The following is a 24745-nucleotide window of genomic DNA, read 5'->3' as shown; positions in this document are numbered from 1 at the left end:
CGCCGCGTCAGTCGAGCCTCGCCAGCCTCGACTTGGCCAGCGGCGGGTTCTTGGCAAAATACTTGCGGATCCCCGAGAGGATCGCCTCGGCCATCCTGTCCTGATAGGCGTCGTCGTTCAGCTTCTTCTCCTCCTCGGGGTTCGAGATGAACGCCGTCTCGATCAGGATCGACGGGATGTCGGGCGCCTTGAGGACGGCAAATCCCGCCTGCTCGACGTTCGCCTTGTGCAGGCGGTTGATGCCGCCGATCTCACCGAGCACGGCCTTGCCGAGCTTGAGACTGTCGTTGATCGTCGCCGTCTGCGAGAGGTCGAGCAGCGTCCGCGCCAGCACTGGATCCTTGACATCGATGTTCACCCCGCCGATCAGGTCGGCGGCGTTTTCCTTCTGTGCCAGATAACGCGCGGCCGAACTCGAGGCGCCGCTCTCCGAGAGGACGAAGACCGACGAACCGTTGGCATCCGGCCGGACGAACGCGTCGGCATGGATCGAGACGAAAAGGTCCGACTGGATCCGGCGCGCCTTCTGCACGCGCGCCTGCAGCGGCACCAAGTAGTCGGCGTCACGGGTGAGGACCGCGCGCATGTTCGGCTCTGCCTCGATCTTCGCCTTCAGCCGCCGTGCAACGGCCAGCGTCACGTTCTTCTCGTAGCTGCCACCGCTGCCGACTGCGCCCGGATCCTCGCCGCCGTGCCCGGGATCGAGGGTGATGGTCACCAGGCGATCGACCACCGGCCGGCCCTGACTCCTGCCTGCTGTCTTCTGTTCGGCGGGCGCCTGCTCACTCTTCAATGCTCGCCGGTTCTCGGCCACGGCCTCAACCCGCGCCTCGCTGCGGCTTTCCGGCCGGCTGGCGGTCCTGCTCTCGACCATCGCCGGCGACGCCTCGCTGCGGTCGAGCAACGAGAGCAGCGGATCGGGTGGATTCAACGGATAGACATCGAGCACCAGCCGGTGCCCGTAGCTGCCGACTGGCGACAGCTCGAAGACCTGCGGGTTGGCCTCTCCCTTGAGTTCCATCACCACGCGAACGACGCCCGGCTTGTGACGCCCGGCGCGCAGCAGGCGGATGTTGGGGTCATCGGCGGCGACCTTGCCCGCCAGCCCGTCGAGGACGCCGTTGAACTCGACGCCCTCGAGGTCCACCACCAGACGATCGGGATCCCTGACCAGGAAATGGGTGTATTTCAGCGGCGCGCTGTGCTCGATCGTCACCCGGGTGTAGTCGGCTGCCGGCCAGACGCGCACCGCCATGATGCTGGCCGCGCGGCCGGACGCCGCCTGCGACAGCGGGCTCACCGTCAACAGCAGTGACGCCCCGGTAAACTTGATCAGCCGGCGGCGGGCGACCAGCCGCTCCTCAGCGCCATCAGACATTCTCGACCCTCCTCGCTGCCGGCGACGATCTCCAGTTCCCTTGCCCGCTGCGCGAAGTGCAGGCGCAACACGAGGTCTGCCGTGGGCATGTACCCGGCCGCATTCTGCGGCCATTCGACCAGGCAAACGGCATCGTCGCGGAAATACTCGCCAAGCCCAGCATCCAGAAACTCTTCCGGAAAGTTGAAACGATAGAAATCAAAGTGATAGAAGTATATCCTCGAAATCACATAAATTTCAACCAGCGCATACGTAGGGCTTTTGACGGGACCGCGGTGGCCGCAGGCGCGCAGCAACGCGCGCACCAGGGTGGTCTTGCCGGCGCCGAGGTCGCCGTCCAGCGCAACGACCATTCCCGGCTTGAGCAACGGCGCCAGGGCACCGCCGACGCGCGCGGTGGCGGCTGCGTCCGGCAGGTGCAGGCGCAGTGCGGACTGGTTATCATCCGGACTATGCACGAAGAGAACTCCGAAACAGGTGATCAGCAAGCAGCAGGCGGCGCGTTGCCGGAGACCGCCAGCGACGTGGCCGGGCTGCCGCGCCGGATCAGGGCCTGGGCAACTGAACTCGGCTTCGCCGCCATCGGCATCAGCGGCATCGACCTGTCGGCAGCGGCACCAGGGCTGCTGCGCTGGCTCGCACTGGGGCGGCACGGGGCGATGGATTATATGGCCAAACATGCGCCGCTGCGCCTGGCACCGCAGGCACTGCTGCCCGGCGTGCGGACGGTGATCTCGGCCCGCCTGCCGTACCTCCCGGAGGCAGCCGCCGATGCCGCGGCGGTGCTGGCCGACGACCGGCTCGGCTACGTCTCGCGCTATGCCCTCGGCCGCGACTACCACAGGACGGTGCGCGGCCGCCTGCAGAAGCTCGCCGCACGCCTGCAGGAAGCCGCCGCAGCGCTCGGCCAGCCCTGCCGCTGCCGCGTCTTCTCGGACTCGGCACCGGTGCTCGAGACCGAGTTCGCGCGCCAGTCGGGAGTCGGCTGGCGCGGCAAGCATACCCTCTCACTGACGCGCGAGGGCTCGTGGCATTTTCTCGGCGAGATCTACTGCACCCTGCCACTGGCCGCCGACCCGCCCGCTGTTGATCATTGTGGTGACTGTCGCCGCTGCCTCGACGTCTGCCCGACGGCGGCGATCGTCGCCCCCTACGAGGTCGACGCCCGCCTGTGCATCTCGTACCTGACGATCGAACTGCGCGGCGCCATCCCGCTGCCGCTGCGTCCGCTGATCGGGAACCGCATCTACGGTTGCGACGACTGCCAGCTCGGCTGCCCGTGGAACCGCTTTGCCCACCTCGGCGACGCCGATTTCGCCGTCCGCAACGGCCTCGACGCGACGCCACTGGCAACGCTCTTCGCGTGGACTGCAAGCGAATTCGACAGTCGCCTGGCGGGCAGCGCCATCCGCCGCATCGGTCACGAGCGCTGGCTGCGCAACGTGGCCGTCGCCCTCGGCAACTCCCGCCGCGGCACCCCCGGGATCGTCGCCGCGCTCCGCTCGCGGCTCGACCACCCGTCGGCGCTGGTGCGCGAGCACGTCAGCTGGGCCCTGGCCCGCCACGGCGAGGCGGGCTGACGGCCAGGCCCTGCAGGCGGACGCCAGGCCGCCGGCGAGGCGGACTCACATGTTGGGATAGTTCGGACCGCCGCCCCCTTCCGGAGCGACCCAGCGGATGTTCTGTGTCGGATCCTTGATGTCGCAGGTCTTGCAGTGCAGGCAATTCGAAGCGTTGATCTGCAGACGTGGGCCGGCCTCTTCCTCGACGATCTCGTACACCCCGGCCGGACAGTAGCGCTGCTCCGGCGACGCGTATTCGCGGTAGTTGATGGCGATCGCCTTGCTGCTGTCGAGCAGTTGCAGATGGACCGGTTGCTCTTCCTCGTGCGCGGTGTTCGACATGAACACCGAAGACAGCCGGTCGAAGGTCAGCTTGCCGTCCGGCCGTTCGTACTCGATCGGCTGGAATCGGGAGGCGGGCGCCAGTTGCCCGTGGTCACTGCTGCGATCCTTCAGCGTGAAGAACATGCGGCCGCCACAGAGGTTGTGCTGGATCCAGTTGAAGGCACCACCGAGGAAGGTGCCGAACTTGTGCAGCGCCGGTCCGAAGTTGCGCGCCTGGTGGAGTTCGCTGTACAGCCACGACTCGCGAAAAGCCGCGGCATACCCGACGAGATCGCTGCGCCCCTGGTCACCCGCCTGCAGCGCGGCAGCGACCGTTTCGGCAGCGAGCATTCCCGACTTCATCGCCGTGTGGATGCCCTTGATCTTGGCGAAGTTGAGCGTGCCGGCATCGCAACCGAGCAGCAGGCCGCCGGGGAAGCTCTGTTTCGGCAGGCTGTTGAACCCCCCCTTGGTGATCGCCCGCGCTCCGTAGCACAGCCGCTTGCCGCCATCGAGGTATTTCCTGATCTCGGACTGCCGCTTGAAACGCTGGAACTCCTCGAACGGCGACAGGTACGGGTTGGCATAGTTGAGGTCGGCGATCAGCCCGACGACCACCTGCCGGTCATCGAGATGGTAGAGGAAGGAGCCGCCGGTGGCGCCGTGTTCGCTCAGCGGCCAGCCGGCGCCATGCACGACCAGCCCGGGCCGGTGCTTCGCGGGGTCGATCTCCCACAGTTCCTTGATGCCGAGACCATAGTGCTGGGCGGTCGCAGCGGCAGCGAGATCGTAATGGGCGATCAGCTCCTTGCCCAGTTGCCCGCGCGAACCTTCGGCAAGGAGCGTGTAGCGGGCGTGCAGTTCGAGCCCCGGCTGGAAGCTGTCCTTTGGCTCGCCATGCTTGTCGCGTCCCATGTCGCCGGTTGCCACCCCCTTCAGCGAACCGTCGTCGTGGTAGAGCAGTTCGGCAGCAGCAAAGCCCGGGAAGATCTCGACGCCCAGAGCCTCCGCCTGCTCGGCCAGCCAGCGACAGAGCGAGCCGAGGCTGATGACCCAGTTGCCATCGTTGTGCATCGGCGCCGGAACGGCAAAACCCGGCAGGCGGACGGCCGAGGTCTCGCTGCGATAGAGAAAGACCTGATCCTCGCACACCGGTGTCGTCACCGGCGCACCGCGGGTCTGCCAGTCGGGCAGCAACTCGTCGAGCGCCCGGGCCTCGAAAAGCGCACCGGAGAGGATGTGGGCCCCCACCTCGGAACCCTTTTCCAGCACCATCACCGACCATTCCGGATTCAACTGCTTGAGGCGGATGGCGGCGCTCAGTCCCGCCGGACCGGCTCCGACAACCACCACGTCATACTCCATAGCTTCCCGTTCCATCACCGCTCCCCTTGGTTTCTCGATCGAGTCGGCAGCCCCCCGCGGGCCCGCAGCGGAGCCTCGCCGGACAAGGCCACAGCCGGCGGACTACCCAGATTCGTCGTATACCGCAGTCCGGGAACTCGGTCAACGACCGGCCGGCACCTCAGCCTCGCCGTCCGCCTGCGCCGCGGTCGACAGTTGCGGCCGCAGCCGCCACTCGGGGAACTCGGCGCGAAAATTGCTGCCCGCACCGGGTTCCGAATCAATGACCAGTGCCGCCTGATGGCGCAGCAGGATGTGCTTGACGATGGCCAGCCCGAGACCGGTACCGCCGGTGTCGCGCGAGCGACCGCGATCGACGCGGTAGAAGCGCTCGGTCAGGCGAGGAAGGTGTTCGGCGGCGATGCCGACGCCCGAGTCGCGAACCGAGAAGACGCCGACACCGGAGCGCAGCTTCCACCTGACGCGGATTTCGCCGCCGGCCGGCGTGTAGCGGATGGCGTTCGACACCAGATTGCCGAAGGCGCTGTGGAGTTCATTGCGGTTGCCGCGCAAGCCGGGCCCCCTGCAACTGACCTGCAGGCAATGGCGGCCGGCGCTGAGGCTCTCTGCCTCGGCACGGAGTTGTGCCAGCAGGTCGGCCATGTCGATGTCTTCCTCGCTGGCGGGCGCGTCTTCCGCCTCGAGGCGCGACAGCGTCAGCAGGTCGTCTACCAGGCTCAGCATGCGCCGTGTCTGCTCGCTCATCAGGCGGGCAAAGTGTTGCCGTTCCTCGGCGCTCATCGCGCTTTCGTCGCCGAAGTGCTCGAGGAAACCGCTGACCACCGTCAGCGGCGTGCGCAGCTCGTGCGAGACGTTGGCGACGAAGGTGCTGCGCATCGCCTCGACGCGCCTGGCGTCGGTGACGTCGAGGCTGACCAGCAGGGTATTGCATTCGCCCAGCGGCACCGCGCGCAGCGAATACACCCGGCTGCGCGCCGCCGCCGACTGCAGGATGAAGGGGGACTGCCCGGCCGGACTGCCGAGGTATTCGGCAAAGCCCGGCGCGCGCACGAGTTGCTCGATGATCGCCCCGCGATCACGCGGCAGCCGGATTCCCAGGTGCTCGCCGGCAGCGCGATTGGCCCACTGCACCTGATGATCGTCGGTAAGCACCACGAGTCCATCGGGGACGGCGTCCATGGCCTCGCTGAACGAGCGCAGGCTGGCCTCGACCTCGGCCAGTGCGCGTGCGTCCAAACGAAGCTTGCGCGCCAGCTTGCGGAACACCTCGCCCCAGGCACCGCCCGAGTCGGGCACCTCGGCTGGCTGCGGGCCGTCGATCCAGACCGCGAGCAATGCCAGCCGGCGTGTCTGCAGCATGACGACGAGCATGAAGCCGACGGCTGCCACCGCCCAGCCCCAGGTGACACCATGGATCGCCGCTACCAGCAGAGCGAGGCCGACCACCGGCAGTACACCGGTGAGAACGATGCGCGTGCACCAGCGACCGGCTCCAGTCATGCCGCGCCCGGCGGTGACCCTGGCTGGGCGCTGAGCTTGTAGCCTGCACCGCGCACCGTCTCCACCAGATGTTCGGCAGCCGGCCCGAGCGCGACACGCAGGCGGCGGATGTGGATGTCCACCGTGCGGTCCTCGATATACACATGGTCGCCCCAAACGCTGTCAAGCAGTTGCTGGCGCGAGTAGACGCGTCCGGGATTGGCCATCAGGAATCGCAACAGGCGGAATTCGGTCGGCGTCAGGTTGATCCGCTGGCCCGCGACGCGCGCCTCGTAGGCCACGGTATCGAGCGCGAGTTGCCCGACCGTCATCGTTCCGGCCGCGAACTCGGGCGCACAGCGGCGCAGTACCGACTGGACGCGCGCCATCAGTTCCTTCGGGCTGAACGGTTTGACGATGTAGTCGTCGGCACCGCCTTCGAGCCCGGCAACGCGATCGGCCTCCTCGCCGCGCGCGGTCAGGATGATGATCGGCAGCCGCCGCGTCCGCCGCTCGCCACGCAGCTTGCGCGTCAGCACCAGGCCCGACTTGCCGGGCAGCATCCAGTCTATCAGTGCCAGGTCCGGCAGCGTCCCGGCAAGCTGGATCTCCGCCTGCTCGGCCGTGTCCACGCAGACCGGCTGGTAGCCGCCGCAGACGAGCGTGAAGCGCAGCAGTTCCTGGATTCCCTTGTCGTCCTCGACGACAAGAACCTGCGCCCGAGCGGCTTCGCTGCGCGTCATGCTTCGTCCGTCTTGCTGGCGGCGACCGCGCTGTGCCGGATGTCGATGCCACTGACGATGTAGATCACGTTCTCGGCGATGTTCGTCGCGTGGTCGCCGACGCGCTCGATCGCCTTGGCGATCCAGATGATGTCGAGCGCCTCGCTGATGGTTCGCGGATCCTCCATCATGTAGGTGATCAACTGCCGCAGGATGGCGTTGAAAGCGGCGTCGATCGCCTTGTCGGCGCCGATCACCCGGCGGGCGGCGTCCACGTCCATGCGTGCCAGCGAATCGAGCGAGCCCTGCAACATGTCGCTCGCCAGCCGCCCGCAGTGATGCACGTCGGACAGCCGCGGAATGCGCTGCGCGCCCGACTGATGCAGCTTCTGCGACATGCGGGCAATCTTCGACGCCTTGTCGCCCACGCGCTCGAGATCGGTAACGATGCGCGAGATCGCCATCACCAGCCGCAGATCACGCGCCGTCGGCTGCCGCCGGGCGATCAGCAGCGTGCAGTCCTCGTCGATGCCCACCTCGAGCGCATCGACCTCGCGATCGTTGCCGATGACCTGCTGCATTTCGTCGAGGTTGCCGCTGCTGAAGGCATCCACCGCCGCCAGCACCTGCCTTTCGACGAGGCCGCCCATCTGCAGGATGCGGGTCCGGATGTTCTCGAGTTCGAGATCGAATTGTTTGCTCAGGTGATCGCTCATGGTGCATGGACTCGCTTCGGGTTGCGGAAAGGAGGCTCGACCGGCGCAGCTTAGGCCCCCAATGTTACGGGACAATGACGGGCGAGCAGGCCCGCCTCCCGGCTGGCGCGCAACGGCGCCCGACGCGCAGGCGGGTGCTGCTGCAGGAATCGTCGCCAGCAGACCGGGACGCAACGCGCGCGATCGGCTGCTGCGACTGTGCACCGGCAGGAGCGGCGACGATCCACGCCAGAACGGCGAGTGGCCGCTTCTGCCCACAATGACCCCTATAATGGCGCTTCCGACATCCTCGACTGGCGCTTCGGCAATGGAGCTTCCCCGCGATTCGAGCCTGCTGCTCGCGGCCATTCCGGCTCTCGCCTTCGCCGGCTGCCTGTTGCCGCTGCTGCTGCAGCGCTACGGCAGGGCGGTCGCGGCACTCGCAGCTGCCGCGGTCATGGCGGGCTGTCTCGGGCTGCTGCTGCGTCTGGCCGCCGCCGCCTTCGCCGACCAGACGCAGATCTTCCGGGTCGCCTGGCTGCCGGCCTGGGGACTCGACTTCAGCCTGCGGCTCGACGGCCTCGGTCTGCTCTTCTGCCTGCTGATTCTCGGCATCGGCATGCTCGTCGTCCTGTATGCCGCCTGGTACCTGCCGGAGACGGACCGGCTCGGGCGTTTCTACTCGATCCTGCTGCTGTTCATGGCCGCCATGCTCGGCGTCGTGCTGGCCGAGAACCTGCTGCTGCTGCTCGTCTTCTGGGAGGTCACGAGCCTCTCCTCGTTTCTCCTCGTCGCCTACCGCAGCGACAAGCACGAGTCACGCATCAGCGCGCGCATGGCGCTGGCGGTCACCGGCGGCGGTGGTCTGACGCTCTTCGCCGGCGTTCTGCTGCTCGGCGAGATCGTCGGCAGCTACGAACTGTCGGTGGTCCTCGAGGCCGGTGCGCGGATTCGCTCCGACCCGCTGTACGCGCCGGCGCTGATCCTGATCCTGCTCGGCGCGTTCACCAAGTCGGCGCAGTTTCCCTTCCACTTCTGGCTGCCGAATGCCATGGCAGCACCGACGCCGGTGTCGGCCTACCTGCATTCGGCGACGATGGTCAAGGCCGGGGTCTTCCTCCTCGCCCGCCTCTACCCAGCCCTCGGCAGCAGCGATCTGTGGTTCTGGCTGGTCGGCGGCACCGGTGCGGTGACCCTCGTCTATGCCGCGGCGATCGCGCTCTTCCGCAATGACATCAAGGGCCTGCTCGCCTATTCGACCATCAGCCACCTCGGTCTGATCACCCTGCTCTTCGGCCTCGACACGCCGCTGTCGGTGATTGCGGGCATCTTCCACATCATCAACCACGCCATCTTCAAGGCCTCGCTGTTCATGGCCGCCGGCATCGTCGATCACGAATGCGGCACGCGCGACATGCGCCGGGTCAACGGCATGTTCCGCTACATGCCGATCACCGCCACGCTGGCGATCATCGCCGCCGGCTCGATGGCCGGCGTGCCGCTGCTCAACGGCTTCCTGAGCAAGGAGATGTTCTTCGCCGAGACCGTCCGCTACGCCGAACCGATCAGTTGGGCGCTGCCGCTGCTGGCAACGGTCGCCGGCATGCTCGCCGTCGCCTACTCGGCGCGTTTTGTGCACGACGTGTTCTTCAACGGCGAGCCGATCGATCTGCCCCGCCAGCCGCACGAGCCACCACGCTGGATGCGCGCACCGATCGAACTGCTGGTGCTGCTGTGCCTGCTGGTCGGCGTCCTGCCGGCGTGGACGGTGGCGCCCCTGCTCGACGCGGCGGCCGGCGCGACGCTGCAGGGACCGCTGCCTGACTTCCACCTGGCACTCTGGCACGGGTTCAACCAGCCACTGCTGATGAGCCTGCTGGCACTCGCCGGCGGCGTCCTCATCTACTCCCTGCGCCGGCCGCTGTTCGCCTGGCAGGAGCAGTTGCCGCGCATGCACGCGCGCACCGCTTTCGAGCGTTTCTACCGCTTCCTCAGTCTCAGCGCCGGGCGCGGCGTCGCGCTGCTGGACAACGGTTCGCTGCAGCGCTACGCGGCGCTGCTCTTCGCCTTCGTCGTCCTGCTTGGAACCTGGGGATATGTCTCCGGGCCGGCCGGCGGCGGCATTCGTGTGCCGGGGCTGGTCGCCGACGAAGCCGCGGTCGCCGCCCTCTGCGTCCTTCTGCTCGGTGCCGTCGGTGCGACGGCACTCTACCGCGAGCGGCTGCTGGCGGTGATTCTGGTCAGCCTCGTCGGTCTCGCGGTGACGCTGACCTTCATCCGCCTGTCGGCGCCGGACCTGGCACTGACGCAGTTGGCGGTCGAGATGGGGACGATCATCCTGATGCTCCTCGTGCTCTACTATCTGCCGCCACGCAGCGCGCCGAAGAGCAGCGCGCCGCGGCTGGTTCGCGACCTCGTTCTGGCGCTGTTGGCGGGTTCTGGCATGGGGCTGCTGACGCTGCTGATGCTCAGCGCGCCGTTGGCCTCGATCTCCGGCTTCTACCTGCAGCAGTCGGTTCCGGGAGGCGGCGGCGCCAACGTGGTCAATGTCATCCTGGTCGATTTCCGCGGCTTCGACACCCTCGGCGAGATCACCGTCCTGGCGATGGTCGCGCTCGCCTCGCAGGCGCTGCTCGACCGGCTGACGCTGCGAGCGCCGGCGCACGACGCGGAAGGTCGCCGCTGGGCAAGTGACGTGCATCCGCTGTTTCTCGCCATGCTGATGCGCCCGCTGCTGCCACTGGCGCTGACCGTCTCGGTATACATCTTCCTGCGCGGCCACAACGTGCCCGGCGGCGGCTTCGTCGCCGGCCTGATCACCAGCGTCGCGCTGATCCTGCAGTATCTCGCCAACGGCATCGATTTCGCCCAGCCACGCCTGCCGCAGAAGCCGCCAGCGCTGCTCGCGCTGGGCCTGCTGCTGGCGGCCGGCATCGGCGTCGCGAGCTGGCCGTTCGGCCGCCCCTTCCTGACCAGCGCACACGGGCACGTTCACCTGCCGCTGCTCGGCGACATCGAACTGGCGACGGCGATGGTCTTCGACCTCGGCGTCTATGTCGTCGTCGTCACCGTCGTGGTCACCATCCTCTCGGGACTGGGCCGCCTGTCGCTGCGCGCACACACCGGCAGCGAGGGACAGGCCTGATGGAAGCGCTGCTGGCGACCGCCATCGCGGTCCTCACCGCCTGTGGCGTCTTTCTGATCCTGCGCGCGCGGACCTTTCCGGTGCTGCTCGGTCTCACCCTCCTCTCCTACGCCGTGAACCTCTTCCTGTTCGCCAGCGGCCGCCTGCAGCTCGACGCGCCACCGCTGATCCGTGCCGGCGCCAGCTATACCGATCCGCTGCCGCAGGCACTGGTACTGACGGCGATCGTCATCGGCTTCGGCATGACGGGCTACCTGGCGATGCTCGCCCTGCGCGCACTGGCGGAATCGGGCGACGACCATGTCGACCCCGGCAGGAACTCATGATGCGCGCCCACCTGCCGATCCTGCCGATCCTCATCCCCTTTGCCGCCGCCCTGCTGCAGATGGCATGGAACCGCCTCGCCTGGCAGCGCGCCATCGGACTCTGCGCCAGCGTTCTCCTGCTGTTCGCCAGCGCCTGGCTGACCGCGCTCAGCGACGACGGTCTGCTGCGTGTCTACGCGCTTGGCGACTGGCCGGCACCCTATGGCATCGTCCTCGTCGTCGATCGCCTGGCGGCGATGATGACCCTCCTCTGCGCCATCCTCGGCCTGGCGACCCTGCTCTATGCCAGCGCCGGCTTCGACGAGCGCGGGCAGCACTTCCACCCCCTCTTCCAGTTGCAGCTCGTCGGTCTTTGCGGCGCCTTCCTGACCGGCGATCTGTTCAACCTCTTCGTCTTCTTCGAGGTCATGCTGCTTGCCTCGTACACACTGCTGGCACATGGCGGCGGCATGGCGCGGACGCGCGCCGGCATCAGCTACGTCGTCCTCAACCTCATCGGCTCGGCGCTGTTCCTGATTGCCCTCGGGCTGCTCTACGGCACGCTCGGCACCCTCAACCTGGCGGACATGGCGAGTCGCCTGACGCAGACCGGACACGACGCTGCGCTCCCGCGCCTCGCCTTTGCCCTGCTGCTCGCCGTCTTCGCCCTCAAGGCCGGCCTGCTGCCGCTGTCCTTCTGGCTGCCGCCGACCTATGGCGCGGCCGGGGCGCCGGTTGCAGCGCTGTTTGCGATCATGACGAAGGTCGGCATCGTCGCCATCCTGCGCGTGCAGGCGGTGGCGCTGGCGCCGGCCATGCCCGATCTCCTCGCCGGCTGGCTGACGACCCTGGCGCTGGCGACCATCGTCTTCGCTGCGCTCGGCGCGCTCACTGCCGACCGCCTGCGGGCAATGGCCGCCTGGCTGGTGCTGCTCTCGGCCGGCAGCCTGCTGCTGGTGCCGGCCGCCACCGACGAGCGGGCCGTCGCGGCGGCGATCTATTATCTGCTGCAATCGACGCTGACCGGCGCCGCCTTCTTCCTCATCGCCGGAATCGTCGCCGTGCAGCGCGGCGACTGCGGCGACGATTTCCGCGCCGGCCCACCGACCGCCACCTGGGTGAAACTGGCTTTTCTCGTCGTCGCCGCTAGCAGTGCCGGGTTGCCCCCGTTCGCCGGCTTCGTCGGCAAGCTGATGCTGCTGAGCGCGCTGCGCCAGACCGCGGCAGGCGCCGTCACCTGGATCGTTCTCCTCGGCGCCGGTTTCCTGGTGATGGCGGCGCTCGCCCGCCAGGGCTGCATCCTGCTCTGGAAACGGCCACTCGAACGTCCACCGCAACCGACAGCGGCGGTCAACTGGCAGCGGGCAACCGCCACCCTGCTGCTGGTCGCTGCGGCACCATTGCTGGCGATCCTTGCCGGCCCGCTGAGCGACTACGCGCAACGCACCGCCAGCCAGCTGCAGACGCCGGGCGCCTACGTCGCTGGCGTCCTCGGAGCGAGGGCAGCTGCGACCGGCCACGGAGCGCGATGATGAAGCACCGGCTGCTGCCGCGACCGCTGCTCTCGCTCGCCGTCTTTCTCGTCTGGGTGCTGATCACCAACGCGGCGTCGCTCGCCCTGCTCGTCCTCGGCGGCGTGTTGGCGCTCGTCGTGCCGCGGCTGACGGCGCCGTTCTGGCCGCAGCCACCGCGGCTCGTCCGACCGCTGCCGGCCCTGCGTTTCCTCGCCGTCTTTGCCTGCGACATCGTCACCGCCAACTGGCGTGTGGCACGCCAGGTCATCGGCCCGCTGCACCGCCTGTCGCCGGCCCTCGTCGAAGTGCCGCTCGAGCTGCGTGACCCCTTCGTCGCGACGCTGCTGGCCAGCGTCGTCTCGCTGACCCCGGGTACGGTCGCCATCGACATCGACCGGAGCAACTGGATCCTGCTCGTCCATGCCCTCGATGCAGCCGATCCGCAGGCGCTGATCGACGAGATCAGGGAGCGCTACGAGCGGCCACTCCGGGAGATCTTCGCATGCTGAACGCGGCCCTCGAAATCGCCTTCGTGCTCATCGCAGCGGCGCAGGCGCTGAACCTCTACCGCCTGCTGCGCGGACCTGACCTCTGCGACCGCATCCTGGCGCTCGACACGCTCGGCATCAGCGCCATCGCCCTGCTGCTGCTGTTCGGCATCCGCAGCGCCAGCACCGCCTACTTCGAGGCCGCGCTGCTGCTGGCACTGCTCGGTTTCGTCGGCACCGTTGCGCTGTGCAAGTTCCTGTTGCGCGGCGACATCATCGAATGAGCCCGCTCAGCGAAATGGTCGTCGCGGCGCTGATCGTGCTCGGCGCCCTCTTCGTCTTTCTCGGCTCGTTCGGACTCGCACGCCTGCCCGATTTCCTGACCCGGCTGCACGGACCGACCAAGGCGACCACCATCGGCGTCGGAGCGATCCTGCTCGCCTCGGCGATCTTCTTCTCCGGCAGCGAGTCGACGCCGGTCAGCCTGCATGAACTGGCGATTCTCCTGTTCCTCTTCATCACCGCGCCGATCACCGCCCATTTGCTCGCGAAGGCGGCGTTGCACCGGCAGGTGCGCCGCGAGATGCGCGCGGCAGGCGATGACGCAGCGGCAGGCGATGACGAAGCGGCAGACCGGGCGAAAAACAGGGAAGCAGCGCCAAACAAACCGGACGTCGGATGCCAGCTAGCGAACGACGAGAGTGCGCCGGCGGATCGGTGAGGACGCCGGCAGCCTGGCGCGCGGTCGGTGCAGGCACAGGTTCCGGTCTGCCGGCAACCATCGCTTCGACCGCGGTCCGCGGATGATAGAATCCGGCCCGCGGGCAGGCGCCGCACCCAGCCCGTGCGGCTCATCCGGAACGGCATCGCGGGCAAACAACAATCGCACAACAGGGAGGACTCTGCCCGATGTCTGAGGAAGGCCATTTCTTTCGCCCGGTGAAGGACTTTTGCCAGCGCGAGGTCGTCACCTGCGCGCCCGACGACCGGCTCGTCGATGTCGCCGGAATCATGCGCGAGAAGAACATCTCCAGCGTGATCGTCCTCGAGAACCAGCTGCCGCAGGGCATCATGACCGACCGCGATCTGCGCAACAAGGTCGTCGCCGCCGGCGTCGACCCGTCTACGCTCGACGTGCGGACGATCATGAACAGCCCGCTGTCGGTCATCCGCGAAAGCGCCCTGCTCTACGAGGCACTCTACCGCATGTCGCGCCAGCGCATCCACCGCCTGGCGGTGGTCGATGGCAAGGGCAAGCTGTCGGGAATCATCACCGACAGCGACATCATCCGGCTGCAGTCAAACACACCGCACCAGCTCGTCCTCGACATCGAGCGGGCGAGCAGCCTCGAGGAGCTCAGGACCGTCTTCGAGCGCATCCAGGGGCTGGTGCTGCACATCAGCGATGGCGGAGCGGGAACACGCAGCGTGCGCGACCTGGTGCGCATGATCGCGCATCTCAACGACCAGGTGCTGCTGCGCCTGATCGCCCTGCTGCGCCAGGACCGCTTCGCCGACCTGCCGGCGCGCTTCGCCCTCGTCGTCCTCGGCAGCGAAGGCCGCGGCGAACAGACGCTGCTCACCGACCAGGACAACGCGATCGTCTACGGAGACGAACTCGGCGCCGCCGAGATCGGCCGCATCGAGGACTTTGCGCAGCAACTGATCGACTCGCTGACCGCCATCGGCATCCCGCCCTGCCCCGGCGGCATCATGGCCAGCAACAAGGAGTGGCGGCGCAGCCCCTCGGCAAGTGGCGCGACCAGCTCGCCCGCTGGCTGCAGACGCCAACGCCGAAACATGTCCTGAGCTGCGGCACCTTCGTCGACATCCGCACCATCTTCGGTGACCCTTCGTTCGAGCAGGAACTGAAGGACCAGCTCTATACGCACGTCCGGCGCGACAAGCTGTTCCTCATGCGCATGGTCGAGAACACCCTGCGTTTCGCGCCGCCGATCGGCTGGTTCGGCCGCATCAAGGCGGAAAGCGGCGGCGAGCATTCAGGCATGCTCGAAATCAAGAAAGCCGGTATATTCGCCATCTCCGAAGGGGTCAAGGCGCTGGCGATCCAGGCCGGAAAGCTCGAAGGCAGCACGCACCAGCGGCTCGAATCGCTGGTCCGGGACAAGGTGATCAACCGCAAGATGGCAGCGACCATCTCCGAGAGCTTTGATTTCCTGGTGCTGATGCGCCTGCGCGCACAGGTCGAGGCAGTGCGCGAGGGACGCCAGCCAGACAACTACATCGCCCTCGAACGGCTCAACACGATGGAGCTGGGTCGACTGCAACTGGCACTCAAGGGTGTCGAGAACTTCCAGGAATTCATCAAGCGTCACTTCGCCCTGCATCTGCTGCGCTGACCCGCAGCCACCATGCCCAACCTTCAGAAGGTGCCGGCGTCGACATCATCGTCCTTCTTGACGCCCGGCTTGCGTCCGCGTGCCGGAGTCGGCGGATCGCACGACAGGCGACAACTGATCCCTTCGATCTTGCGGCCCTCGATGAAGCGGGTGACCCGACAGCAGATCACGTCTCCCGAAGCCGCCAGCTGGGCGATCTGGTCGCGCAGTTCGGCGAGCGGGATATGCAGTGCCTCCGCCATATCGACATCGAGCTGCTCGGCATTGGCTCGCAGGTAAGCAACAATCGTTTCGGTCATGTGACACCCCCAAAAAATACATCGGCCGATGCGGGAAAACTGCAGTGTGCGCCACCGACGGCGATCTGGCAATTCCTGCCGCGGCCGCCAGGATCGCGCTGTCGGTCGCCGACACGAGGCGCTCGCCACGCCGGCCGCACTCGCCGCCCCGACGTCCGGAATGTCGCCGCGGTCATCGTTGCCGGCGGCGGCCGCCTGGTTGCGGCTGCCGGAGCTGACGAACAGCGGCGCCCGCCACTCGCCGGCCAACGACAGCAGGCGCGTGGCGAGGGCTGGATTCTAGCGATTGCCGGCCGCCTGTCAATTCCGTTGCTGCGCCGCGGCAAGAGCAGTCGTCGGGGGTACAATCCGCTCTCGTCGGCAAACAACGAACAACTGCAATGCAGGAACAGAGCCTCTACATCCTGCTTGGTGGCGAGACGACCGTCACTAGGCTGTGCGACCGCTTCTACGAACTGATGGAGCAGGTGCCACAGTTCGCCACCATTCGCGCGCTGCACCCGGCGAACCTGCAGTCATCGCGGGACAAGCTGTTCATGTTCCTCTCCGGCTGGCTCGGTGGTCCCGACCTCTACGTCAAGCACATCGGCCAGCCGATGCTCCGCCGCCGGCACATGCCCTTTGCCATCGGCGAGGAGGAGCGTGACCAATGGGTCGCCTGCATGCTGCTGGCGATGGAGTCGACCGGCATCGAGCAGCCGCTGCGCGAAAGGCTGCTGGCCGCATTCTTCAGCACCGCCGATTTCATGCGCAACCAGCCTGGCACAACCCAACGCTAGCCCGCATCACGGCTTTTTTTGCCAAACCGGCAGCCGCGGGTGGCCGTGCTAGAATGTCGCCCCTTCTCCAGAGGCCGCAGCCCACATGTCCCGCGCCGTTCGCAACATCGCCATCATCGCCCACGTCGACCATGGCAAGACCACTCTTGTGGACAAGCTCCTGGTGCAAGCCGGCAGCTTCGCCGCCCACCAGCACATCACCGAGCGCATGATGGACTCGAACGAGCTGGAGAAGGAGCGCGGCATCACCATCCTGGCCAAGAACCTGGCCGTCGACTATGCGGGAATCCACATCAACATCGTCGACACCCCGGGCCACGCCGACTTCGGCGGCGAGGTCGAGCGGGTGCTGTCGATGGTCGATGGCGTCCTGCTGCTGGTCGATGCGGTCGAAGGACCAATGCCGCAGACGCGATTCGTGACCAAGAAGGCGCTCGCCCTCGGCCTGAAGCCGATCGTCGTCGTGAACAAGATCGACCGCGACGGCGCCCGCCCGGACTGGGTCGTGGACCATACCTTCGACCTCTTCGACAAACTGGGCGCCAACGACGAGCAGCTGGATTTTCCAGTGATCTATGCTTCGGCGATCAACGGTCATGCCACGCTCGACCTCGCGAAGCCGTCGCCGGACATGCGACCGCTGTTCGATGCCATCCTCCATCATGTGCCGCCACCGGCGGCGGCTGGGATCGACGGCGCATTGCAGCTGCAGATTTCGGCGCTTGACTACTCGAGCTACATCGGCCGCATCGGCATCGGCCGCCTGCAGCGGGGCCGTCTGAAGCCGGCGCAGCAGGTGACGGTGATGTACGGCCAGGCAGACGCGGCGGGCCGCTTCGAGCACGGCGCACCGAAGAACGCCAGGGTCGGTCAGGTCTTCGGCTTCCGCGGCATGGAACGGGTACCGATGGAGGAAGCGGTGGCGGGGGACATCGTTCTCGTCACCGGCATCGAGGATCTGTCGATCGGCTGCACGATCACCGACAGCGAGAGACCCGAGGCGCTGCCGATGCTGAAGATCGACGAACCGACCCTGAACATGACCTTCATGGTCAACAACTCGCCACTGGCCGGCAGCGAGGGCAAGTACGTCACCAGCCGGCAGATCGGCGAGCGGCTGCGCAAGGAGCTGTTGACCAACATGGCGCTGCGGGTAGAGGAGACCACCGACACCGACAGCTTCCTCGTCTCGGGCCGCGGCGAGCTGCACCTGACGATCCTCCTCGAAACCATGCGCCGCGAGGGCTATGAGCTCGCGGTCGGGCGCCCGCGAGTGATTCTCAAGGAGATCGAGGGCGAAGTCTGCGAACCCTACGAAATGCTGACGCTCGACGTCGACGAGTCGCATCAGGGAGCGGTGATGGAAGCGCTCGGCTACCGCCGTGGCGACCTGCAGGACATGTCGGCCGACGGTCGTGGCCGAGTCCGCCTCGAATACCGGATTCCCGCCCGCGGCCTGATCGGATTCCAGGGTGAATTCATGAACATCACCCGCGGCACCGGACTGATCAGCCATGTCTTCGACGAGTACGCACCGGTCAAGGGTGACATCGCGGGACGACGCAACGGCGTCCTGATCTCCGCCGAAAAGGGCGAAGCGGTCGCCTACGCCCTGTGGAAGCTGCAGGATCGCGGCCGGATGTTCGCCGTTCCCGGCGACAAGCTCTACGAGGGCATGATCATCGGCATCCACAGCCGCGAGAACGATCTGGTGGTGAACCCGATCAAGGGCAAGCAGCTGACCAACATCCGCGCCTCGGGAACCGACGAAGCGGTCCGGCTCGTGCCCGCCGTCGCACTGACGCTGGAATCGGCGGTCGAATTCATCGACGACGACGAACTGGTCGAGATCACGCCGAAGAGCATCCGCATCCGCAAGCGCCTGCTCACCGACAACGACCGCCGGCGTGCGGCACGCGAGGGCTAGGCGCAGCCGACGTCGCGACTGTGACGGCCCAGCCGGGATGCGCGGCCGGCAGGAGGACGAATGAACGCAAGCCAATCTGCCACACCGCCGAGCCATGGGCTGATGAGCGGCAACGACTACCGCGAGTCCCTGCGGCGCTACCGGCCGACGGTCCATCTCGACGGCCGTCTGCTCGAGTCGGTCGCCGACAGTCGCGAGCTGCAACCGGGAATCAACGCCCTGGCGGTCACCTACGACTTTGCCCGCGATCCGCGGAAGGCGCCGTTGATGACCGCGCTGCAGACGAGCCGCGGGCAGACGGTCAATCGCATGCTGCACATCGATGAATCGGCCGCTGATCTGCTGAACAAACTCGAGGCGGTGCGTCTGCTGTGCCAGGAAACCGGCTGCGCGCAACGCTACCTGGCGCACGACGCGCTGAATGCGATCAACCAGCTCTGCGCACGTGTCGACGCCGAAATCGGCAGCAACGAGCGGCGGGCGCGCTTCGCCGCTTACCTCGAACACGTCCAGGACAGCGACCTGGCGCTCGGAATCGCCATGACCGACGCCAAGGGCGACCGCTCGCAGCGCCCGCACCAGCAGGTGAACCGCAACAGCCACGTGCACATCGTCGAGCGCCTCGCTAACGGAATCGTCATTGCCGGCACCAAGGCCATCGTCACCGGCGCGCCGTACATGCACGAGATACTCGTCATGCCGAGCCGCAACATGGGTCCGGCCGACGCCGATTTTGCCGTCTGCTGCGCGCTGCCCGTCGATGCACCAGGACTGACGATGGTCGCCCGCCCGGCAGGACGACCCGGCGAGAAGCTCGAACACGGGGCCGCACTGTTTTCGCGCCGCTACGGCCAATCGACCGCCGTGCTCGTCTTCGACCGGGTCTTCGTCCCTTGGGACAGGGTGTTCCTGGCCGGCGAGTGGGAGCATTCGGCGTCACTGACCTACCATTACGCCACACACCACCGGCATAGCTGCATCGCTGCGCGTGCCGGTTTTGGTGACCTGCTGATCGGCGCCGGCGCCCTGATGTGCGAGGCGAACGGCTTCGACCCGGGCCGCAAGGCCAGCCTGCGCGAACCGATGGTCGAGCTGATCAAGATCACCGAGGGCTTCTTTGCCTGCGGAGTCGCGGCCAGCGTATATGGCACGCCCGACCCGCACAGCGGCAGCTTCATGCCCGAGCCAGTCTTCGCCAACATCGGCAAGCTCCTGCTCGCCACCCAGATCTACGACATGCACCGGCTGGCGCACGAAGTCTCCGGCGGGCTGATCGTCGCCCTCCCTGGGCCGGACGAAGACCACAACCCGGCGACGGCGGCGACGCTGGCCGAGGTTCTGCGCGCCAGTCCGGATGTTCCCTACGACAAGCGGATCGAAGTCGCCCGCTTCGTCGAGGACCTGACGGCGTCTTACCAGGGCGGCTGGTACTCGGTGATCAGCCTGCACGGTGGCGGCTCGCCGGCAGCGATGAAGCAGGAAATCTGGCGCAACTACCCGCTCGGGAGCAAGGTCGAGCTGGTCGAGCGGCTTCTCGAGCGCGGCGTGCTGCACGATGAATCACGACCGATCACGCGTAACCGGCAACCCGGACGCTGTTGCGACGCCGGCTGCTCGACCCCCGGGCAGGCGATGATGGTACCCCTGCCGGCAACCGCCGGCTGCCGCTCCATTGCCGGTGGCGAGGAGCCGCCCGCGGCGTAGGGAAGCCCGACCTTGTCGGCAGCACGACAACCATGTGCGCGAGGTGGTAACATGCAGGCCGCGTCACGCGCGGGGCGCGCCGCCGGCGGAACGATCCGGCGCTCGCCGGAGCAGGCACCGACATCAGCAAGGGAGATCAAGACGATGCACAAAGCGCACACGCTGCTGCTCCTGGCAGCGCCGGTCGTGCTCGCCGCCACCGCGGCAGTGGCCAAGGAGGGGCCCGACCAGTACCCCAACGGCTCCGAAAACTTCATGGCCGGAGCCCTGCCGCCACCGGGCAACTACTTCATCAACTACCTGGGCTACTACGAGGGGGACTACCGTGACAACGAGGGCAACAGGGTTCCCGGCCTGAGCGTCAACGCCACCTTCGATGCCCTGCGCTTCATTCACGTCACTGGACAGAAGATCCTCGGCGGCGACTGGGCGGTGCATGCTATCGTACCGGTCGCATACCAGCGGCTGCACACGCCGATTCCCGGCATCGGCACCGGCAGCACCTTTGGCCTCGGCGACATCGTCATCGACCCGATCATCATTGGCTGGCATTTCCCGCCCGACTGGCACCTGACCGTCGGCCTCGACATCTATCTGCCGACCGGCAAGTACGACGCCAATGATCCGACGCAGAGCATCGGCGCCAATTACTACAGCTTCGAACCGATCATCGCCTTCACCTACCTCAACCAGGGCGGTTTCGAGGCGTCGGCGAAGCTGATGTACAACATCAAGACGAAGAACAACGAGACCGACTACAAGTCCGGCCAGGACTTCCACATGGACTACCTGGTCGGCCAGCACTTCGGCCCGTGGGCGGTCGGGCTCGCCGGCTACTATCTGACGCAGACCACCGACGACGAAGTCAACGGCCGCAGGGCGGTGCCGGACGGCCGTCGCGGCAAGGTTTTCGCCTACGGCCCGGCGGTCCAGTACAACTACAAGGGAACGAGTTTCGTCGGTAGCTGGAACCACGAAACCGGCGTCGAGAACCGCTTCCAGGGCAACAAGTTCTTTCTCAAGCTTGTCACCGGCTTCTAGGTCTGGTGCGGCTGCCGGCTGGCTCGCCGGCCAGCAGCGCCCGCCGAGGATGATCCCCGCCGGCCGCTGCGCCACTCCCGCAGCACGAGCACAGGCTGCGCCGGACACATCACGACCAGCGACGCGGTGGTTGGGCAACCGAGGTCTGGCCGTCAGCGGCCGCTCCGCCACCATCAGCCACCTGCAGGCGCGGCCCGGAGGCCGCAGCCTTCGTCAGCCGCAGCAGCAGCAGTTCGTCGCCGAGCAGCGTCAGCTGGGCAGTACAGCGATTGTCGCCGGTGTCGCTGTACTCGAAATCATAGGTCCGTCGCAGGCGCAGCCTGCCCTCGTCGTCACGCCCCAGGCGCACGCTCGCCAGCGCCACCGTGTCATCGAGCAGCAACAGCCCGTCCGCCGCGCAGGCAGCGCGCGCCGCGTGCATCGCCGCCGCGCGTGACTGGAAACCGTCGAACCAGAACCAGCCGACGAGCAACAGCATGATCAGGCCGATGCTTTCCAGCCAGGGCATCATCGGCGGCGCGGCCGCGGACCGCCAGCAGGCAAACGATGCTCGCGGCGACCGCGATTGCCCGAACGCCGGCAGCCCTCCCTTTGGCAGCCCATCACACGTGCGGCGGCGTCAACCCGGCAACCGCCGCATCGGCCGCATCGGCCGCATCCGGCGCCTCCCGGTCCAGCCGCCGGCTGTGGCGAACGAGGCTGCTGCTCAGTTGCTCGATGATCTCGGAAGCGGCGTTGACGATCTGCCGCGGCCCGAGGCCGACACGATTCATCTCCTTGTAGAACGAGCGGGCGACGATGCGTGCCACCTGATCCGGGTTTGGCAGTGCCTGTCCGAGATCCTTCTCGGCCAGTTCCAGCAGTGCCAGTTGGGCGAAACGGGAGTTGAGCAGGCCCTGCAACTGGCGTATCTGGATCGCCTTGCCAACAAGCAGGGAAACCACCTCCAGCAGCTGCAGGTCATCCATGTCGAAGACACGCCCGGCGCGGTGTGCGCTGACGTTGAGAATGCCGATGACCGCGCCCGCGTGGCGAACGGGTGCCGAGAGCAGGCTCTTGCGCGGGTCGTCGGCCCGCCGGGCGCAACCGACGAACTCGGAGCGCTCGATGTCGGGGACAAGCAGCGCCTCGCCACTGGCGGCGACGCGCCCAGCGATCCCTTCGCCCGCCCTGACCTCCTCCAGAAAAGCACGCTCCGGCAGTGGGCCAAAGCTGGCACAGACCCGCCAGCGAAGTTGCGAATGCTCATCCTCGCTGCGCAGCATCAGCGAACAGCGCTCGCTGTCCAGTATCCGGGCGGTCGTTTCAGCCAGTCGTTGCAGTCCGTCTTCGCCGCCTGCCTCGTCGAGCAAGCCGGCAAACTGTTTCAGCCGCAGCAGTGGTGTCTCGGTCACAGCCATGGCAAATCCATCTCGATGACGCCGCCGGGGCAAGCGGCGGCCCGGCCTTGCAGCGTTTGTACCGGAGAGCTCACGGGCACGAGTCCGGGCTGCCGGCAGCGCTGGCGGCGGCGCGATAGCCGGCTGCGATCTCGCCGGCGACAACGTCGAAGATGCCACGCAACCGCGGATTGAGGTTGGCAATCACCTGCAGCACGTCGATCATGGCCGGAACACGCAAACCCCTGTGCTCGGCTGCGCCGCCGATCTGCCGGTTGACGATGCCGAGGTGATTGAGGTGTCGGGACAGCCGCGGCTCGACGAGAAGGAAGAGCGTATCCAGTTGGTGCCGCTCGGCAACGACAAACACCGCCATGTAGAGCCCCACCAGCAGATAGGGAAAACGCGGCTGCTCGGCCGTACCGAAACTCGAATCGAGCAGGGTGCCGGGAGAACTCTCCTCGCCACGCCGTCGTCGATAGTCACGGACAATGGCGAGGCGCGACACCTCGGCGATCCGCTGCCGACTGCCGGCAAGGCGATCCAGCAGCACCCGGTCCAGCGTATCGGCACAGGTCAGCTCGAACGGCAAGGGGTGACTCGGCTCGTTCGCGCGGGTGAGCACCAGGCGCACGCAACCGGCGAGATTGCCGGACTGCCTGCTGCGAGCCAGACAGTGCAGCGAATGCGCGTCGTACTCGTCTGTTTCCAACGCATCGGTCCGCCGTTCCTCCCACCCGAGGTCCTCGCAATATACCTGGTGGCGCAGGCGATAGGTCTGCTCCTGCTCTTCCCTGCTCAGCGCGGGCAGCATCTCGAAGTACCTGCTGAACCCCGCGCCGGTATCGACCGTGTCGGGCAGGTCCATCATCGCCGATCGCCGTCGCAGAAAACCGTCACCGGTGGGTCTCCGGGAAACGATCGCCAGGGGTCGAGCCGGCAATCGGCCGCCAGGGCTGCACTGTTGTGGTGGTCACTGCTCACGGCCGTTCCCCTTGTTGATCCAGCGGCGTCTGTTCGGGCAGCAAGCGGTCCGACAATGCCTCCTGATCGTCACCCACCAGAAAATACCGGTAGAGGCTCCTGCCGGCCGCCGGATCGTTCTTCCTGCCACCGTAGAGTGCGATCTGTTGGGCAGCCACCTCGTAGTCGAGACGCAACAGGACCGCAGGCGCGTTGACGCGCGGGCAATGCCTCTCTTCGCCGATACAGACGAAGTTGGCCCGGCTGACGTAGTAATCCACATGCCGCGGATTCACCTCGATGATCGCATCGGTGAAGCCCTCAGCGGTGGCGCAGGTGTAAAAGACATTCATCAACGCGGCGACGACCTTCCTCGAATCCACGAAGCCACGATCGATCGCCAGCCTGCTGTACTCGACAAGCCGCCTTCCTTCCTTGCGGAGCTTGTTCAGTTCGGCAGGATAAAGTTCGTCCGCCAGCAGTCCTCCCGGGCCGTCGAAACGCAGGGTTGCTGTGCCGACCGGCTCGCCCTGATGTCCATAGACCAGGCCGGTGATCGTCAGCGCTCCCTCGCGACGGGCCAGGGCGGCATCGCCGCTAAGCTTGTAGCCACGCCAGCCGTACATCTTCTCGACCAACACCGTCGCCGATCGGCGACGCTCCGGACTGCTGCCCGCCAACCGCAACTTGAAGCGCTCGCGCTCGACCCGGGAAACATGATCGGCCGCCAGTGCTGGACGCTCGAACGACATCGGCCGCGTCCGGTCCATGACGGAGAACTCCATGACGGTCTTCTGGATGTCGCTGGGCATGGGGGCACTGGCGGGCGCCTCGGGGCGTCCGATTCCCAACGTTTCACCCAGTCGTCGAAACCACTTCACGCCTTGCTGCCTCCTCCGGTCACGGGGATCGGATGCGCACCCGCCGGGAAAGCGGCGCCACAGCCCTGGCAGTGCGCGGTCATCAGCGCGCCATGGACAGGGCACATCGTACCACCGGCAACCCGCACCGCGCGGTGCCGACGACGCCTGCGCAGTGGCGTCGGCACCGCCGGCCGGGAACAGGGGCCCGATCGGACATGAGCGATGCGCCGACGTCATGAACAACTTTGGCACAAAAGCCCCCTCCAGACAAGCCCGCAGCCGTAGCTTCCGGGCACCGATCCGCCTCGTCGCACCGACGATCGGCGGCCGCCCACTGACGATCTCCCGCCGCCTGCGCTCGCCAACGCTGCCACAGGCTCGCGAGCGCCCAAGAGTGTCGGATTTTTTTACACCTGAATTCCCGCAAGACCCACCATTTTTCGGACCAAGAGA

The 24745-nt window shown here is 66.9% G+C and carries 22 protein-coding genes and 1 pseudogene; 12 read left to right on the top strand and 11 right to left on the bottom strand.

The features are described from left to right. Positions 1–7: 7 nt before the first annotated feature. Both HT579_08365 and tsaE read right to left on the bottom strand, forming a co-directional pair. Entirely contained in the window at positions 8–1378 is a 1371-nt protein-coding gene (locus HT579_08365) for an N-acetylmuramoyl-L-alanine amidase (GenBank protein ID QKS28921.1), read from the bottom strand. After that, complete coding sequence (tsaE, locus tag HT579_08360) at positions 1333–1836, bottom strand: tRNA (adenosine(37)-N6)-threonylcarbamoyltransferase complex ATPase subunit type 1 TsaE (protein ID QKS28920.1); 504 nt, start codon at positions 1834–1836, stop codon at positions 1333–1335. The genes HT579_08365 and tsaE overlap by 46 nt, the downstream gene beginning before the upstream one ends. Between tsaE and queG the strand changes: the two genes are divergently transcribed. Beyond that, the gene (gene queG / locus HT579_08355; protein ID QKS28919.1) at positions 1831–2958 is read left to right on the top strand and encodes a tRNA epoxyqueuosine(34) reductase QueG; all 1128 of its coding nucleotides are present in this window, start codon (positions 1831–1833) and stop codon (positions 2956–2958) included. The genes tsaE and queG overlap by 6 nt on opposite strands. 45 nt (positions 2959–3003) lie before the next feature. On the opposite strand, the gene HT579_08350 is transcribed toward queG, so the two are convergent. The 4 genes from HT579_08350 to phoU form a co-directional block, all read right to left on the bottom strand. Further along, positions 3004–4644, bottom strand: a complete 1641-nt coding sequence (locus tag HT579_08350; protein ID QKS28918.1) for an electron transfer flavoprotein-ubiquinone oxidoreductase — start codon at positions 4642–4644, stop codon at positions 3004–3006. A 126-nt stretch (positions 4645–4770) separates the two neighbouring features. After that, the gene (gene phoR, locus HT579_08345; GenBank protein QKS28917.1) at positions 4771–6129 is read right to left on the bottom strand and encodes a phosphate regulon sensor histidine kinase PhoR; all 1359 of its coding nucleotides are present in this window, start codon (positions 6127–6129) and stop codon (positions 4771–4773) included. After that, positions 6126–6851 (bottom strand): phosphate regulon transcriptional regulator PhoB, encoded by a 726-nt coding sequence (gene phoB / locus HT579_08340; GenBank protein QKS28916.1) that lies wholly within the window; start codon positions 6849–6851, stop codon positions 6126–6128. The genes phoR and phoB overlap by 4 nt, the downstream gene beginning before the upstream one ends. After that, on the bottom strand, positions 6848–7546 hold the full coding sequence (phoU, locus tag HT579_08335) for a phosphate signaling complex protein PhoU (GenBank protein QKS28915.1): 699 nt from the start codon (positions 7544–7546) through the stop codon (positions 6848–6850). Before phoU ends, phoB begins: the two co-directional genes overlap by 4 nt. 331 nt (positions 7547–7877) lie before the next feature. Here phoU and HT579_08330 point away from each other — a divergent pair, with 331 nt between their 5' ends. The 7 genes and pseudogenes from HT579_08330 to HT579_08300 all read left to right on the top strand — a co-directional run bounded on the left by HT579_08330 (position 7878) and on the right by HT579_08300 (position 15337). Next, entirely contained in the window at positions 7878–10670 is a 2793-nt protein-coding gene (locus HT579_08330; GenBank protein QKS31570.1) for a monovalent cation/H+ antiporter subunit A, read from the top strand. Further along, the gene (locus tag HT579_08325) at positions 10670–10996 is read left to right on the top strand and encodes a Na+/H+ antiporter subunit C (protein QKS28914.1); all 327 of its coding nucleotides are present in this window, start codon (positions 10670–10672) and stop codon (positions 10994–10996) included. Before HT579_08330 ends, HT579_08325 begins: the two co-directional genes overlap by 1 nt. Beyond that, entirely contained in the window at positions 10996–12507 is a 1512-nt protein-coding gene (locus tag HT579_08320; GenBank protein QKS31569.1) for a monovalent cation/H+ antiporter subunit D, read from the top strand. Before HT579_08325 ends, HT579_08320 begins: the two co-directional genes overlap by 1 nt. Then, positions 12507–12998 carry a Na+/H+ antiporter subunit E gene (locus tag HT579_08315; GenBank protein ID QKS31568.1) on the top strand — a complete coding sequence of 164 codons (492 nt, stop codon included), beginning with the start codon at positions 12507–12509 and terminating at the stop codon, positions 12996–12998. Before HT579_08320 ends, HT579_08315 begins: the two co-directional genes overlap by 1 nt. Next, positions 12992–13261: a K+/H+ antiporter subunit F gene (locus HT579_08310; protein ID QKS28913.1), complete on the top strand. Its 270-nt coding sequence runs from the start codon at positions 12992–12994 to the stop codon at positions 13259–13261. Before HT579_08315 ends, HT579_08310 begins: the two co-directional genes overlap by 7 nt. Further along, positions 13258–13698 (top strand): Na+/H+ antiporter subunit G, encoded by a 441-nt coding sequence (locus HT579_08305; protein QKS28912.1) that lies wholly within the window; start codon positions 13258–13260, stop codon positions 13696–13698. Before HT579_08310 ends, HT579_08305 begins: the two co-directional genes overlap by 4 nt. A 188-nt stretch (positions 13699–13886) precedes the next feature. Next, positions 13887–15337: pseudogene (locus HT579_08300) on the top strand (CBS domain-containing protein). Positions 15338–15360: 23 nt separating this feature from the next. Here the strand turns inward: HT579_08300 and HT579_08295 are convergent. Further along, positions 15361–15636, bottom strand: coding sequence for an ArsR family transcriptional regulator (locus HT579_08295; GenBank protein QKS28911.1), 276 nt, complete (start codon positions 15634–15636; stop codon positions 15361–15363). A 380-nt stretch (positions 15637–16016) separates the two neighbouring features. Here HT579_08295 and HT579_08290 point away from each other — a divergent pair, with 380 nt between their 5' ends. The 4 genes from HT579_08290 (at position 16017) to HT579_08275 (ending at position 21087) form a co-directional block, all read left to right on the top strand. Beyond that, positions 16017–16415: a group II truncated hemoglobin gene (locus HT579_08290; GenBank protein ID QKS28910.1), complete on the top strand. Its 399-nt coding sequence runs from the start codon at positions 16017–16019 to the stop codon at positions 16413–16415. An 85-nt stretch (positions 16416–16500) separates the two neighbouring features. Then, complete coding sequence (gene typA / locus HT579_08285) at positions 16501–18342, top strand: translational GTPase TypA (GenBank protein ID QKS28909.1); 1842 nt, start codon at positions 16501–16503, stop codon at positions 18340–18342. Between the two features lie 60 nt (positions 18343–18402). After that, positions 18403–20046, top strand: a complete 1644-nt coding sequence (locus HT579_08280; protein ID QKS28908.1) for a 4-hydroxyphenylacetate 3-hydroxylase — start codon at positions 18403–18405, stop codon at positions 20044–20046. 144 nt (positions 20047–20190) lie between these two features. Beyond that, on the top strand, positions 20191–21087 hold the full coding sequence (locus HT579_08275) for a transporter (protein QKS28907.1): 897 nt from the start codon (positions 20191–20193) through the stop codon (positions 21085–21087). A 109-nt stretch (positions 21088–21196) separates the two neighbouring features. On the opposite strand, the gene HT579_08270 is transcribed toward HT579_08275, so the two are convergent. The 4 genes from HT579_08270 to HT579_08255 all read right to left on the bottom strand — a co-directional run bounded on the left by HT579_08270 (position 21197) and on the right by HT579_08255 (position 24241). Continuing rightward, a complete protein-coding gene (locus HT579_08270; protein ID QKS31567.1) occupies positions 21197–21595 on the bottom strand; it encodes a DUF3301 domain-containing protein in 399 nt (132 codons plus the stop codon). Between the two features lie 94 nt (positions 21596–21689). After that, positions 21690–22487, bottom strand: coding sequence for a GAF domain-containing protein (locus HT579_08265; protein ID QKS28906.1), 798 nt, complete (start codon positions 22485–22487; stop codon positions 21690–21692). A 70-nt stretch (positions 22488–22557) separates the two neighbouring features. Further along, positions 22558–23334 carry a PEP-CTERM/exosortase system-associated acyltransferase gene (locus HT579_08260; protein ID QKS31566.1) on the bottom strand — a complete coding sequence of 259 codons (777 nt, stop codon included), beginning with the start codon at positions 23332–23334 and terminating at the stop codon, positions 22558–22560. Between the two features lie 112 nt (positions 23335–23446). Continuing rightward, positions 23447–24241 (bottom strand): long-chain N-acyl amino acid synthase, encoded by a 795-nt coding sequence (locus HT579_08255; GenBank protein ID QKS28905.1) that lies wholly within the window; start codon positions 24239–24241, stop codon positions 23447–23449. Positions 24242–24745 lie beyond the last annotated feature (504 nt).

It is taken from the genome of Candidatus Accumulibacter similis (assembly GCA_013347225.1).
GTDB lineage: Bacteria > Pseudomonadota > Gammaproteobacteria > Burkholderiales > Rhodocyclaceae > Accumulibacter > Accumulibacter similis.
Note: the sequence above shows the minus strand (reverse complement) of the source record. Positions and strands in the feature narration are given on the sequence as shown.